We start from the raw sequence: 14,907 nt of genomic DNA on the forward strand, positions 1-14,907 counted from the left end.
GATTTGTGACAATAACGGCAATAGACGTCAGCTTTGGCCATGCTTTACCCTTAAAAGGCGGGAAGCATATCACAACAACTAACTATTTAATACATGACCTTCCTTTGTAGTGTCATATCCTATAGTGCGAAGCGCTTTATTGACCGTATTCTCACTCATGACCTTACTGGGGTCTCTATCTCCGGGGAAAAGGTGCTCGTTATCGCCGCTGATCTCTTTCAGTTCCACCAGCAACGAAACAGCTTGCTTACTGAGTGGTACGATATGCGGCGTTTTCATCTTCATGCCACGATGAGAGAATTTCACACCGTCGATACTTTCCCTTTGACCGGGGATCTCCCACACTGCCCGTTCTAAATCAAACTCATCCCAACGAGCAAAGCGTAATTCACTGGCTCTGACATAGGTCAATAAACCCAGTTCAATAGCTATTCTGGTGATATTGCGGCCTTTAAACGCTTTAATACGTTCTAGAAACTCAGGGAACTGAGCGGGCAGTAAGGCGGGATGATGGGTAGCTTTAGTAGTAGAAAGTGCGCCTGCCATATCATTAGCGGGATTAGTGTCAATAATATCTTTCTGCACGGCATAGCGCATAATCGCAGTAACACGTTGCTGTAGTCGCTTCGCCACGTCATTTTTCCCCGCCTCATCGATCGCTGTTATAGGGGCTAATAGCTGACTGGTCTTTAACTTGCGAATGTCGAGCTTTCCGATATGGGGGAAAATATACAACTCTAAGTAACGTAGTACCCTTGCTCGGTGATCGTCGCTCCAGTTCTTTTGTTTATCGTGCCACTCACGCGCAATGTGCTCAAAAGTAAATGCCCCCACAGCTTCAAGTTGTGCCCCCTTTTGAATGTCTTTGGGGTCTACCCCGTCCGCTAATGCTTTCTTTGCTTCATCACGTTTTGCGCGAGCTTCCGCAAGGGTTACTGTCGGCCACACGCCAAAAGCCAAGCGATCTTCTTTCCTATCTCTTGGGCGTCTGTATTTTAAACGCCAATACTTACCGCCGTTGGGGGTAATCTCCAGATACAAGCCGCCACCGTCAGCAAGTCTATATTTTTTGTCTTTTGGCTTTGCAGTCTCTACTTGTCTAGCATTGAGCTTCATTTGGGGGCACCTCAATTAACCTAACCGGATGTTCCCCCAATTGTTCCCCCAAATGCCATAGATTGCAAGGGACGCTATGAGATACTATTAGATATTGAATTGTTGATTTAGTGGGGTTTTTAGGGAATTTGTAGACTTGGGTAGACGTTAGAAAACTAACGAATGGTGCCGAAGGCCGGACTCGAACCGGCACACCCGAAGGCGGTTGATTTTGAATCAACTGCGTCTACCGATTTCGCCACTTCGGCACTGAAGGGTTCGGAGAACGAGGTTCATTATACTTGTCGGAAGACCATTCGCAACACTTATCCTTTCAATTTTGTTCAAGTGCCGAAAAAATACGCATATTTATACCTTACCCATCAAATCAGATCAAAACTCAACCAATCATGCTCAATCCAGCGCACATAGTCCTCTTATAAACCTTCTTCACTAATAGACAACCCTTAAACTCCTTATATAATTCAACACAAAACACTGCTACGAGGTAAATTATCATGACTATTATTAGTTGGATTTTTGCAGGAGTCCTGATAGGTATCATTATCGGTGCCATTATGGCACTGTTTAAGAAAAATAAATGATGACCTTATTCCCCACTGATTGCTTCCTGATTGGTTAATCCAAAAATGAAAAAACGGCTCTATAAACTTTGTGTAGTTTCTGCCCTGTCATGGGCACTTTCAGCTTGTGCTGATTCCGGTAATTCATACCAGAACAAGTTTCAGCAATCCAATGCGCAACCTGCAAAGTGGAAAGTTTTTGAAGGTAATGGCAAGGTCAAAAAATTGGCTACCGCGCTGGTCGATCAGTATGCACAGTCAATCTTTGATGAAGGAGAGCCGTTGGGTATGGCGATGGTGGTTATTGATAATAATCGCGTCGAACATCGCAGTTTTGGAGAGACTTATCCGGGGAGTGGGGTTCGGCCACGTCAGGATTCTTTGATTCGTATTGCTTCAATCACCAAGTTGATGACCAGCGAAGTAATGATAAAGTTAGCTGAAAAGGAACGTATCAAGATCACCGATCCACTACAAAAGTATGCTTATTATGGTGTGAATGTACCTCATTTTGGCAAAAATCAGCCAATCCGGTTATATCATTTGGCAAGCCATACCAGCGGGCTACCACGAGAGCAGCCGGGTGGAAAGTGGGGGCGCCCCGTATTTATTTGGCCTACGCAATCCAATCGCTGGACTTGGCTGAAAACCTCAGGGCTGGATGCTGCACCCGGTACGACAGCTTCGTATTCCAATCTGGCTTATGATTTATTGGCGGATGCGTTGTCCAAAGCCACAGGGCAGCCATATACCCGCTTGCTGCAAGAGGAGATCACCCGGCCTTACCGCATGAAGGATACAACGCTGACGCCCCTGCCATCCCAATGCGCCCGTTTGATGGCAGGGGTTAAGCCCAGCCCTTGCGTACACACTACTGCCGCCGCAGGCAGTGGCGGAATCTATTCCACTCCCACCGATATGCAGCTTTGGATGCAGCAGTTTTTATCTTCCCACAATCAGTTGAGAAAACAGACTGCCAGCCGTGAACAGGGTATTTACTTTAAGCGTTCCGATCTGACATCAATCAAAGGGATGGATGTCGCAGGTCTGGCAAATGGTATCGGCCTAGGCTGGGTATATATGGATGCTAAAGACAATATTCCCGGTATTTATCAGAAAACCGGTGGTGGTGGCGGGTTCAATACTTATATGGCGATGATCCCTGAACGCAATATCGGCGTGTTTGTGGTGATGACACGTAAGGAAAAAAGCAAATTTAGCAGTGTGACGACTGGAGTGAATGACTTAGTTGCTGCACTGGCACATAACCAGAATCAAATTTAGTCAGTGTATTTTTGACAATCAAACAACAGACTGAGCTTTGCTGATGTGAAACTCAGTCTGGTTGAAATAAATAGTTTGCCACATATTTTAATGTTAATAAATTAAATATAATAAAAACAGTTAATTACATAAATTTATATACAGGTTCCAAATTTGTGTAAACGCCTCCCATACTCCCTAATTTTTTCACCAATTACTTCAGAAAAACCAGAAATCATTTATTATGCTAAAGGAAATCGGTTATATTTTTGCTAGATCTTCCATTACGAAAGAATACTCGGGAAGCAAGAATATCCCGCATCTGAACCGGGTTGCACGTTTCAAAAAAATCTTCAAACTCCTCGACTGAATTCCAAAAAGCCTTCTTCATATTTGGTGCTTCACTGTGTTCAGTCATAGAGTTGAACAGAAACTGATTTACAACATCTATGTCATAATCAGACGTTAATATTCTTTTAGGGTCATTATAATTAGCAGAAGAGCTGCTCCAATCTAGCTCTGAGAGGTCTTCAAAAGAATTAGTTCTTTTTTGATAGTCAACGGTATTCATATGAATTACCCCCTGATAAGCCTCCACGATCACTCTCTCAGGATTAGGCAATAATCGGGAAAAATTTGCCGCAAAAGAACTTCCCCATCTATCCCTATCTGCTGAATAGCAAAATAACAAACGAATATGACGATATTTAGGCATATCATGCTTAAAGTATCTATTTAAAATAGCTAGTAATTTTTCTGGCTCAATGAATTGGACCCCTGACAAACCATGGATTCTGGCTTCTGGATTCAGGGTTCTGGATTCTAAATTAGCTAGTGATCCTCCGGCTATGCCGTGACCCGATACACTCAAACGCGGCTCTTTAGATGCTCCACTACATACATCTTCAAAAACATGAAACCCTTCCGAAAAAAATTTAAGATATTTCATGATAAAAGCTTCCATCTTAGCTAAACCCAAAAACAATAATTATTTTAATTTCCTCGGGATACATTGAATATTGGCATATCAATGACACTCAAAAAATTTCAACAAGTAGGAATGGATAAAATAAAAACTGGTGGCTAATCAGTTCAAAACATGAGTGCTGTCAAAAAGCGATTACATTCTATGATAATCAATTAGTAACACAAATAAACTAATTTACACCTGGAATTAAGGCGAACTCCATACAAAAGTAAATAGACACTCACTACAAAAACTTGGCAAAAGCGTTCTCAATATTAGGGCCATGCCATAAACCAAACTCATCAGAGCCTGATCTTTATAAAAAGATGATTTTAATAAATATTATTTCAAGGAATTTGGCTGTTATCCGTTATCTTGGTTCCGCCGTAATACCAAACGGATTCATGAGGAGTATCGGGATCTAGAGGTTCGTAAGTGTCTATGTTACGACGTAATGTGTTAACTGAGTGCCGAAATCTATCTGTAAATTCTTGGGGATAACCAAAAGAATGGACTTTGCGGACGAACCCTATTTGGAAAAGACTATTCATAACGCGGGGATTATGAGGGTCAGTATCTGTATTAAATTGCTTTCCAGCAGGGTCATAAACTATCCGCCTCGTCCTGACATTACCGATATAACCTTCTACGTAGGTATGCGGACACAGCTTCGAAAAATGGCAGGCAAAAGAATTTTCATCACCACTCGCAGAATTACACAGTAATAAACGCAGGTAACGAAATCTTTTCAATTTTAGAGGGTACAGTATTTCAAATAACCCCTGTGGGGTTTTGCCAATATTGTGCCCATTGACGTCAAGACACAGCATAAAACCGTTTTCGTAATATCCACTATGTCCATAGACATTCAACCGTTTGATACCACGATATTTATCTTCAAAAGTATAAAAACCCTCTGGGTAATATTTTAGATCTCTCATGCTATTCACCTTCTGTTTCAATTAAGAATACAAGCAAGATGGGCTAAAAATACACCTAATACAGAGTGAATCTAAGAAAAAAATCGCCCCTGCGATAAAAGCAAGGGCGATATAAAATAAGCCTAGTGGAATATCAGTCTGTTACGTCTTCTTATTCAAAAGTAAGTAAATACTCACACCAAAGAACAACAGACTTGGCAGCAGCGCCCCCAATATCGGTGGTATGCTGTAAACCAGACTGAGCGGGCCGAATATCTCGTTCAAGACATAGAAAACGAAGCCCATGCTGATACCCACAACGACCCTGAATCCCATCGGTACGCTACGTAACGGCCCGAAGATAAAGGAAAGTGCCATCAGCATCATCACCGCCACAGATAAAGGCGCAAAGACCTTTTTCCACATATTGAGCTGGTAACGTCCGGCATCCTGTTGGCTTTGCGCCAGGTAAGTGATGTATTGATGCAAGCCGCGGATGGAGAGAGCTTCAGGATCAAGGGCAACAACACCCAATTTTTCCGGTGTCAGCCGACTGGCCCAGTCAGCAGAGATACGTTGCGAACCCGTGATACGTCCAATTTGGGTTAAGTCAGATTCTTCAACCTGAGATAATTTCCATAATTTATTATCATTATCATACACTGCGGAAGTTGCGTATCTCACTGACAGCAGTTTTTTGTTGGTATCAAAATGATAAATATTGACACCGTTCAGGCTGTTATCCTTACCGACGCTCTGAATATAAACAAAATCATAACCATCTTTTGCCCAAAGCCCTTTGGCGGTGGACATCAGCGAGCCACCATACATCTTCTGGGAACGGTAATTACGGGCAAGTTGCTCCCCCTGTGGTGCTACCCATTCACCAATAACCATTGTCAGCAGCACCAGCGGGATTGCTGTTTTCATCACTGAGCCAGCCACTTGCAGGCGGGTAAAACCAGAAGCCTGCATAACCACCAGCTCGCTGCGTGTTGCCAATGCCCCCAACCCCAATAACGCCCCAAGCAAGGCGGCCATTGGAAAGAATATTTGGATATCTTTGGGAACACTCAGCAATGTATAAATACCCGCAGAAAATGCAGTATATTCGCCCTGCCCGACCTTACGGAGCTGATCGACAAATTTGATGATGCCGGAAAGTGATACCAGCATGAACAACGTCATCAGGATGGTTTGCAGGATAGTTCGCCCAATATAGCGATCCAATACACCAAACATCAGGCCGCTCCTTGAGTCTTAAAGCGTGAACGCAATTTACGCATTGGGACGGTATCCCACACATTGAGGAACAGCGCCAACGCGAAATACGCACCATTGACCAGCCACATCCATAACATCGGATCGAGCTTGCCCCGGCCTCCGTTGGAACGCAGGGAACTTTGCAACAAGAAGAAAATCAGATAGAGCAACATGGCCGGCAACATACTGAGTATGCGCCCCTGACGAGGGTTCACAACACTTAGCGGAACTACCATCAATGCCATGGTCAAGACCGACACAATCAATGTCAGGCGCCAGTGGAACTCAGCACGGGAGTCGAAATCATTCTCGTGCCAAAGCTGAGTTATCGATTTTTGTTCAACTTTACCATTATCAATGTTGGCAGACTGATGCCCAATCACTGCCTGATAGTTCTTAAAATCAGTGATACGGAAGTCACGCAACATTGCAGTGCCTTCATAACGCGTCCCTTCATGAAGTACCGCAATCTGGTTGCCATTAGGCAATTCTTCCATATGACCACCGTCGGCTATCACCACAGACGGACGCTGATCATTTGCCGGGCGGAGTTGAGCAAGGAATACATTCTCAAAACTATTGCCTTTGACGTCACCGACATACAGCACCATACTGCTATCGCTGGAAGACTTGAACTGCCCTTCCATCAGCGCCGCAAGGCTTGGATTCGCCTTTGCATCCGCCAATACTTGTGCTTGGTATTTAGAAGACCACGGTGTGAACCAGATAACGTTGGCAGCCGCCAGAATGGATGTCAGCAGTGCCAGAATCATGGCCGATTTTACCAACACACCTTTGCCCAACCCACAGGCATGCATGACGGTGATTTCACTTTCGGTATAGAGTTTGCTGAATGTCATTAATACCCCGAGAAATAAACTCAGGGGTAAAATAAGTTGCGCCATGTCTGGCACACCTAATCCTAACAAAGATAAAACCAAATTTGCGGGAATATTCCCTTCCACTGCCGCGCCCAATACCTCAACCAATTTCTGGCTGAAAAAGATCAGCAATAAGATGAAAAGTATTGCGATTTGGCTTTTCAGGGTTTCCCGTACTAGATATCTAATGATGATCACGCTTATTACGCCTGTGAAAACTTGTCTTTTTGCAGGAAAGTCGCTAACTTCGTCGTATATCTACCATTTATATGCATCAGTTTGGCTTCCCCATCGCTAAAATGATACCAAAGCATCCCATATATTGGTTCCCAATTAGAACACACTTATCGTTAGCTAAGTACTAAAAAATAATGTGCTTAGCTTAACATAACAGTTAACTTTCTTTGGGATGAATTAATGCGGAACGTGATATTTTAACGATTGTATCCGTCTTTGTCTTTAAGATTCAGGAGAACTCATGGAGTTTAGTGTAAAGAGCGGTAGCCCGGAAAAACAACGCAGTGCCTGTATTATTGTCGGCGTGTTTGAACCTCGCCGTCTTTCCCCTATCGCAGAGCAACTCGACAAAATCAGTAATGGTTATATCAGTGCGTTATTACGCCGTGGTGAACTTGAAGGCAAAGTGGGTCAAACCCTATTGCTACATCATGTTCCCAATGTGCTCTCTGAACGTATCTTACTGGTTGGCTGCGGAAAAGAGCGTGAACTGGATGAACGTCAGTATAAGCAAATTATCCAGAAGACGATCAATACCCTCAACGAAACTGGCTCAATGGAAGCCGTTTGTTTCTTGACCGAATTGCATGTGAAGGGACGCAATAATTACTGGAAAGTACGCCAAGCGGTCGAAACAGCCAAAGAGTCACTGTATGTTTTTGACCAGCTCAAAAGCAGCAAAAATGAGCTTCGTCGCCCACTGCGCAAAATGGTGTTCAATGTACCAACCCGCCGCGAATTACCCAGCGGTGAGCGCGCCATTCAGCACGGTCTTGCCATTGCATCAGGTATCAAGGCGACAAAAGATCTGGCCAATATGCCACCCAATATCTGTAATGCTGCATACTTAGCATCACAAGCTCGCCAGCTTGCTGACAGCGCCGCCAATCTGACCACCAAAGTCATTGGCGAAGAGCAGATGAAAGAGCTGGGCATGAATTCCTATCTGGCAGTCGGCCAGGGTTCACAAAATGAATCCTTAATGGCAGTCATGGAATATAAAGGCAGCCGCGACACCAATGCGAAGCCTATCGTATTAGTGGGCAAAGGTCTGACGTTTGACTCCGGCGGTATCTCCATCAAGCCATCCGAAGGCATGGATGAGATGAAATATGATATGTGCGGTGCCGCTTCGGTTTATGGCGTGATGCGTGTTGTCGCCGAGCTGCAATTGCCAATCAATGTCATCGGAGTCCTCGCAGGGTGTGAAAACATGCCAGGTGGACGCGCTTACCGTCCGGGCGATATTTTGACCACCATGTCCGGCCAGACCGTTGAAGTGACAAATACGGATGCGGAAGGCCGTCTGGTACTGTGTGATGCGCTGACCTATGTTGAGCGTTTTGAACCGGAACTGGTCATTGATGTCGCCACCCTGACAGGTGCTTGTGTTGTCGCTCTCGGCGGTCACTACACTGGCCTGATGTCCAACCATAATCCACTGGCTCATGAACTGCTGAACGCTTCAGAGCAAGCCGGGGATCGTGCATGGCGTCTGCCTTTAGGTGACGAATATACCGAGCAGTTAGAGTCCAATTTTGCGGATATGGTAAACTCGTGCGGCCGTTCTGGTGGTGCAATTACCGCAGGGGCTTTCCTGTCTCGCTTTGCAGCCAAATACAATTGGGCCCACCTGGATGTTGCAGGTACAGCATGGCGTTCAGGTAAAGCGAAAGGCGCAACAGGTCGTCCGGTTGCGCTGCTGTCACAATTCCTGTTAAATCGTTCAGGTCTGAACACTGATGATTAATGCCCCTGCCGCACATTTTTATTTATAACCTTTTATTTTATAAAAATGTGTACAAAGGTATTGAGGGAATAAATGGAATTAAGGGTATTGCAATCGCAATACCCTTTTCCGTCACTGTTTCCCCGTAATCTTGTAACCAAGAAACTATGAAAAACGCCACCTTCTATTTATTGGAAAAGCTTTTATTGGAAAAGCAGCTCTCAGAGCAATCATCATTTTCTGATGATTTACAGCCACATGAATGGCTGGCATGTCAGCTTTCTGCTGACCAATGGCGTGCAGGGAAGCGGGTTCTGATTGCTTGTGAAAGTCAGCAACAGGCCGAAAAACTGGACGAAGCATTATGGCAGCGAGAACCAAGTCAATTTGTGCCACACAATCTTGCCGGAGAAGGCCCTCGCTATGGCGCTCCCGTAGAATTATGCTGGCCGCAAAAAAGAAGCAATGCACCGCGCGATATTCTCATCACATTGCTTCCTCACTTTGCAGACTTTGCCACGGCTTTCTATGAAGTGATAGACTTCGTCCCTATTGATGAAAATCTGAAACAGTTAGCTCGCGAACGATATAAATCCTATCGTAGCGTTGGCTTTAATTTGACCATGGCAAACCCGCCAATCTATTAAATATCAAGATAAAATGGAAAAGACACCCGCTAATCAAACGCAATCTGAGCCATCTCTCGATAAAACATACAACCCGACAGAGATAGAGCAACCTCTTTATAACCACTGGGAAAAAAGCGGTTATTTCAAACCTAATGGCGATACCAACCGTGAAAGTTTCTGCATCGTCATCCCGCCACCAAACGTCACTGGTAGCCTGCACATGGGACACGCATTCCAGCAGACTATCATGGACACTATGGTGCGTTATCAGCGTATGCAGGGCAAAAACACGCTGTGGCAGGCAGGTACTGACCACGCAGGCATCGCAACACAAATGGTTGTTGAGCGCAAAATCGCGGCCGAAGAAGGTAAAACCCGCCACGATTATGGCCGTGAAGCCTTTATCGACAAAATTTGGCAATGGAAAGCGGAATCGGGTGGCAATATCTCTAACCAGATGCGCCGTCTGGGTAACTCCGTCGATTGGGAGCGTGAGCGCTTCACTATGGATGAGGGTCTGTCCAAAGCGGTAAAAGAAGCCTTCGTTCGCCTGTACCAAGAAGATCTGATTTATCGGGGCAAACGTCTGGTTAATTGGGATCCCAAACTGCGCACTGCAATTTCTGATCTGGAAGTTGAAAACCGTGAAGTGAAAGGTTCCATGTGGCACCTGCGCTACCCACTGGCTGACGGCGCAAAAACGGCTGAAGGCAAAGATTACCTGATTGTTGCCACCACCCGCCCGGAAACCATGCTGGGAGATACCGGCGTTGCCGTTAACCCGGAAGATCCACGTTATAAGGATCTCATTGGCAAAGAGATCCTTCTGCCGCTGGTAAACCGTCGCATTCCTATCATCGGCGATGAGCACGCGGACATGGAAAAAGGCACTGGCTGTGTGAAAATCACCCCAGCTCACGATTTCAATGACTATGAAGTCGGTAAGCGCCACAGCCTGCCAATGATCAACATTCTGACCTTCGACGGTGATATCCGCGAAGCCGCAGAAGTGTTCGATACTAATGGCGAAGTTTCTGATGTTTATTCGACTGACATTCCTGCTGAATACCGTGGCATGGAGCGTTTTGCTGCTCGTAAAACGATGGTAGCAGAGTTCGAAAAACAAGGTCTGTTGGTTGAGATCAAACCTCATGACCTGACCGTTCCTTACGGCGACCGTGGCGGTGTGGTTATCGAACCAATGCTGACCGACCAATGGTACGTCCGTACCGCACCACTGGCAAAAGTAGCAATTGACGCGGTTGAGAGCGGCGATATTCAGTTCGTACCAAAACAGTACGAAAACATGTACTACTCTTGGATGCGTGATATCCAGGATTGGTGTATCTCCCGTCAATTGTGGTGGGGTCACCGCATTCCTGCATGGTACGATGCCGAAGGCAACGTCTATGTTGGTCGCGATGAAGAAGAAGTCCGCCGCGAAAACAATCTGGGTGCAGATATCGCCCTGACCCAAGACGAAGACGTACTGGATACCTGGTTCTCCTCTGGTCTGTGGACATTCTCTACTCTCGGCTGGCCTGAGCAGACCGACGCACTGAAAACCTTCCATCCAACCAATGTGCTGGTCAGTGGCTTCGACATTATCTTCTTCTGGATTGCCCGCATGATCATGATGACCATGCACTTCATCAAAGATGAAAACGGCAAGCCACAAGTGCCATTCAAGACAGTCTACATGACCGGCCTGATCCGCGATGACGAAGGTCAGAAGATGTCGAAATCCAAAGGTAACGTTATCGACCCACTGGATATGATCGACGGTATTTCTTTGGAAACACTGCTGGAAAAACGTACCGGCAATATGATGCAGCCACAACTGGCTGAAAAAATCCGCAAGCGCACTGAAAAACAGTTCCCGGAAGGCATTGAAGCCCACGGTACTGACGCCCTGCGTTTCACACTGGCAGCACTGGCTTCTACCGGTCGTGATATCAACTGGGACATGAAGCGTCTGCAAGGTTATCGCAACTTCTGTAACAAACTGTGGAATGCCAGCCGTTTCGTGCTGATGAACACCGAAGGGCAGGATTGCGGCCAAAACGGTGGCGAAATGTCACTGTCACTGGCCGATCGCTGGATCCTGGCTGAATTCAACCAAACGGTGAAAACCTACCGTGAAGCACTGGATACTTACCGTTTCGACATCGCCGCCAGTATTCTGTACGAATTCACATGGAACCAATTCTGTGACTGGTATCTGGAACTGTCAAAGCCAGCTATCAACAAAGGCTCAGAAGCGGAAGTCCGTGCAGCTCGTCATACTCTGATTGAAGTACTGGAAGGCCTGTTGCGTCTGGCACACCCAATCATTCCATTCATCACCGAAACCATCTGGCAGCGGGTAAAAGTGGTCAAAGGTATCGATGCGGATACCATCATGCTGCAATCTTTCCCTGAATTCGATCAGGCAAAAATTGATGAACTGGCTCTGAACGATCTGGAATGGATCAAGGAAGCTATCATTGCAATACGTAATATCCGTGCCGAAATGAATATCGCACCGAGCAAACCGCTGGAAGTTCTGCTGCGCGATGCCAATGACGATGCACAACGCCGTGTTGCGGAAAACCTCAACTTCATTCAGGCGATGGGCCGTCTTGCATCGGTGACCGTATTGGCAGCAGGAGAAGAAGCTCCCGTTTCTGTGACCAAACTGATCAACGGGGCAGAAGTGCTGATCCCAATGGCGGGTTTGGTAGATAAAGACGCAGAACTGGCACGTCTGGATAAAGAAATCGAGAAGCTGGATAAAGAGATCACCAGCATTGAAGGCAAACTGGCTAACGAAGGCTTTGTCAGCCGTGCGCCGGAATCCGTCGTTGCAAAAGAGCGTGAACGTCTGGCAACCAACAATACCGCAAAAGAGAAATTATTGGCGCAGAAAGAGACTATCGCTGCGCTGTAATATTTCTCGATTGAAATTTATACCCAATGGATTTCAAAGTGCAGCGTGACGGCAAGAGAACGAATCTCCAGAAGCATAGGCCACTATGTGACTGGGGTGGGTGAGCGTAGCCAACAAAGCTGCAACTTGAAAGACGACGGGTATATATAAAAAGCCACTGCCATTTAAATGGCAGTGGCTTTTTCATTTAGCATCTCTTTTAACTCTATCACTATTACACTCATGCAAATTGTAATAACATAAATTGCACTAATATAAAAAAAACCAATGAAAACATCAGACTTTTTAATATTGAGTGCGTATATTTGCTGATAAAATAAGCCAGTACCACTGTGACCAGCGCGAGTACATATTTAATCTCAAATTGCTCAATCAGCTCAATCAGGGATAAATTATTCAATGAAATATTGACGATAATGGTTCCCAGAATAAAACAAATGGCATAATCCAGCGAAGTAATTAGCAAGCTTTGCCCCTTGAAAAACCGATTATTATTCATCAGGAATGGCGTAGCCCTTAATACAAAACTTATCAATCCCATCAATACGATCAGCAGCATCATGATGTTTTATCCTTTCTGAGTTTTCGCTCAATAAGTGCAAGTCCAATCCCACACAAAATAGGGATTGCCAGATCCATTAATTTCATACTCACTTCATTCAATACCGGTGCGCACAACCCGCCCATTACTGCTGCCAACACGGACATATCTTTGCCCGAACGTTTGGCAGTCAAGGAGGCAAAATGAATGGGAACCAACATGCCTCAAAACAGAGAAAAGGAACCATAATTCAGATGTTCTGCCGAAATATACCCTAACAGCGTGGCACAAAATGTAATCACAAAACAGGGTATGGCAACACCCAGATAAAAATGAAATTGAGATTTACCATCGGTGATATTTTCTGCACAGATATGTGAATGCGTCACTGTATAAGTGCTGGCACTGAATCCTAACATCGACAACAAAATATTTCGCTTTGGGATACCATGAAAATACTGTGACATTACCATTGCCATCAGGAAAAAGCGGAAATTAATCAACAATGCCAAGATGATAACAGAGAATACCGCCCCATCAGCCAGATAACCTACCGCAGCAACCTGCAATGGCGCAGCATGTATCAATAATGACCCGACCAACGTTTCTGCCAATGGAACACCGTGGCTTTGATAAAGCGCCCCAATCGAAGCAAAAATAAGGAAAAAAGAGATACAGACAGGCAAAGAATGCATCATGCCTTTCTTAAAGAATGGATTCACACTTAGTACCTATATTTAGAGTTGTATTTAAAGTAGTGGAGAAATCGCTGTATTTCATAACGGAAGAATAGCCATATCATTGAGCTATATTATGAAAAAACAAAGTTATAGCAGGATATATATCATGGCAATCATTTTAAGAATAATTTTGACAAAGCTTCCCTGTGATTAAAATAACCCAACAAATAATAAACCCTATTTAATATAAGTAATTAGTGAAATTATATGTCACACGCCAATATGATATAACTTTATTTTATATATAAGGCTTTTAATATTCTCGTTATAGTGGTAACAATTTTAAAAACAATAAGTTACTCTCGGAGAAATAGAATGAAAATTGTTCTCAATATATTATTGGCGGGTATTGTTCAATTGGGTTTCACCCATCTGGCTTATGCGCAATCCACTCTCGATAACATTCAATCTACAGGCATCTTCAAAATCGGAACAGAAGGTGCTTATGCGCCATTCAGTTATCACGATGCTTCCGGGAAATTGACTGGCTTCGATGTGGAAATCGGCCGTGAAATTGCTTTGCGTATGAAAGTAAAACCTGAATTTGTTGAAGGCAAATGGGATGGTTTGATTGGTGGCCTTGATGCAGGACGTTCCGATGCAGTAATGAACCAAATCGCGATTACGCCAGAGCGCGAGAAAAAATACAGCTTTTCCCTGCCTTATGTGATTTCAGAAGCGGTACTGATTACCCGTACCAATAACAACGATATAAAAACATTCAGCGACTTAAAAGGGAAAAAATCGGCACATACCCTGACCAATAATTTTGCCCAGATTGCCAGAAATTATGGTGCAGATATCATCGGCGTTAATGGTTTTAATCAAGAAGTGGAATTGGTAAACACAGGTCGTGCAGATGCAACAATCAACGATAAACTTTCTTATCTTGATTACAAAAAACATCGCCCGGATGCCCCGGTAAAAATTGTTGTTGCGGATACTCAGGCTGCAAAAACTGCCGTACTACTACGTAAAAGTGATAGTGAATTAAAAGCCGCAGTAGATAAAGCCATTACTGAAATAAAAGCGGATGGTACTTATCAACGCATTTGGGATAAATATTTTTCTGAGGGAACAGTTGAATAATCAAAATAAAGAACAAATAAGATCAATGTCTATTGGATTG

General features: G+C 44.6%; 12 protein-coding genes, 1 tRNA gene and 1 pseudogene. 5 read left to right on the top strand and 9 right to left on the bottom strand.

Going from position 1 to position 14,907, the window contains the following annotated elements; all coding sequences use genetic code 11:
• Positions 1–93: 93 nt before the first annotated feature.
• Positions 94–1,116 (bottom strand): annotated as a pseudogene (locus Xhom_RS01755) (tyrosine-type recombinase/integrase); the annotation flags it as partial.
• Between the two features lie 163 nt (positions 1,117–1,279).
• Positions 1,280–1,364: transfer RNA gene (locus tag Xhom_RS01760), tRNA-Leu, on the bottom strand.
• A gap of 381 nt (positions 1,365–1,745) precedes the next feature.
• Between Xhom_RS01760 and ampH the strand changes: the two genes are divergently transcribed.
• A complete protein-coding gene (gene ampH, locus Xhom_RS01765) occupies positions 1,746–2,963 on the top strand; it encodes a D-alanyl-D-alanine-carboxypeptidase/endopeptidase AmpH (RefSeq protein ID WP_069317143.1) in 1,218 nt (405 codons plus the stop codon).
• A 226-nt stretch (positions 2,964–3,189) separates the two neighbouring features.
• Here ampH and Xhom_RS01770 read toward each other — a convergent pair whose 3' ends face one another.
• The 4 genes from Xhom_RS01770 to lptF form a co-directional block, all read right to left on the bottom strand.
• A complete protein-coding gene (locus tag Xhom_RS01770) occupies positions 3,190–3,891 on the bottom strand; it encodes a hypothetical protein (RefSeq protein WP_145957422.1) in 702 nt (233 codons plus the stop codon).
• 365 nt (positions 3,892–4,256) lie between these two features.
• Positions 4,257–4,850 (bottom strand): hypothetical protein, encoded by a 594-nt coding sequence (locus Xhom_RS01775; RefSeq protein WP_069317145.1) that lies wholly within the window; start codon positions 4,848–4,850, stop codon positions 4,257–4,259.
• Between the two features lie 141 nt (positions 4,851–4,991).
• Positions 4,992–6,071 (bottom strand): LPS export ABC transporter permease LptG, encoded by a 1,080-nt coding sequence (lptG, locus tag Xhom_RS01780; protein WP_069317146.1) that lies wholly within the window; start codon positions 6,069–6,071, stop codon positions 4,992–4,994.
• The gene (lptF, locus tag Xhom_RS01785) at positions 6,071–7,171 is read right to left on the bottom strand and encodes an LPS export ABC transporter permease LptF (RefSeq protein WP_069317147.1); all 1,101 of its coding nucleotides are present in this window, start codon (positions 7,169–7,171) and stop codon (positions 6,071–6,073) included. The genes lptG and lptF overlap by 1 nt, the downstream gene beginning before the upstream one ends.
• 280 nt (positions 7,172–7,451) lie before the next feature.
• On the opposite strand from lptF, the gene pepA reads away from it, so the two are divergent.
• The 3 genes from pepA (at position 7,452) to Xhom_RS01800 (ending at position 12,497) form a co-directional block, all read left to right on the top strand.
• Positions 7,452–8,960: a leucyl aminopeptidase gene (gene pepA / locus Xhom_RS01790; RefSeq protein ID WP_069317148.1), complete on the top strand. Its 1,509-nt coding sequence runs from the start codon at positions 7,452–7,454 to the stop codon at positions 8,958–8,960.
• 146 nt (positions 8,961–9,106) lie between these two features.
• On the top strand, positions 9,107–9,586 hold the full coding sequence (locus Xhom_RS01795; RefSeq protein WP_069317149.1) for a DNA polymerase III subunit chi: 480 nt from the start codon (positions 9,107–9,109) through the stop codon (positions 9,584–9,586).
• Between the two features lie 13 nt (positions 9,587–9,599).
• Entirely contained in the window at positions 9,600–12,497 is a 2,898-nt protein-coding gene (locus Xhom_RS01800; RefSeq protein WP_069317150.1) for a valine--tRNA ligase, read from the top strand.
• Between the two features lie 220 nt (positions 12,498–12,717).
• On the opposite strand, the gene Xhom_RS01805 is transcribed toward Xhom_RS01800, so the two are convergent.
• The 3 genes from Xhom_RS01805 to Xhom_RS01815 are packed head-to-tail and all read right to left on the bottom strand — an operon-like array spanning position 12,718 to position 13,760.
• Entirely contained in the window at positions 12,718–13,059 is a 342-nt protein-coding gene (locus Xhom_RS01805; protein ID WP_069317151.1) for a hypothetical protein, read from the bottom strand.
• Positions 13,056–13,259 carry a hypothetical protein gene (locus Xhom_RS01810; RefSeq protein ID WP_069317152.1) on the bottom strand — a complete coding sequence of 68 codons (204 nt, stop codon included), beginning with the start codon at positions 13,257–13,259 and terminating at the stop codon, positions 13,056–13,058. Before Xhom_RS01810 ends, Xhom_RS01805 begins: the two co-directional genes overlap by 4 nt.
• Before the next feature lie 3 nt (positions 13,260–13,262).
• Positions 13,263–13,760: an AzlC family ABC transporter permease gene (locus Xhom_RS01815; RefSeq protein WP_145957423.1), complete on the bottom strand. Its 498-nt coding sequence runs from the start codon at positions 13,758–13,760 to the stop codon at positions 13,263–13,265.
• Between the two features lie 333 nt (positions 13,761–14,093).
• Between Xhom_RS01815 and Xhom_RS01820 the strand changes: the two genes are divergently transcribed.
• On the top strand, positions 14,094–14,867 hold the full coding sequence (locus Xhom_RS01820) for an amino acid ABC transporter substrate-binding protein (RefSeq protein WP_069317154.1): 774 nt from the start codon (positions 14,094–14,096) through the stop codon (positions 14,865–14,867).
• The last annotated feature ends 40 nt before the right edge of the window (positions 14,868–14,907 follow it).

This window comes from Xenorhabdus hominickii (genome assembly GCF_002632725.1).
Taxonomy (GTDB): domain Bacteria; phylum Pseudomonadota; class Gammaproteobacteria; order Enterobacterales; family Enterobacteriaceae; genus Xenorhabdus; species Xenorhabdus hominickii.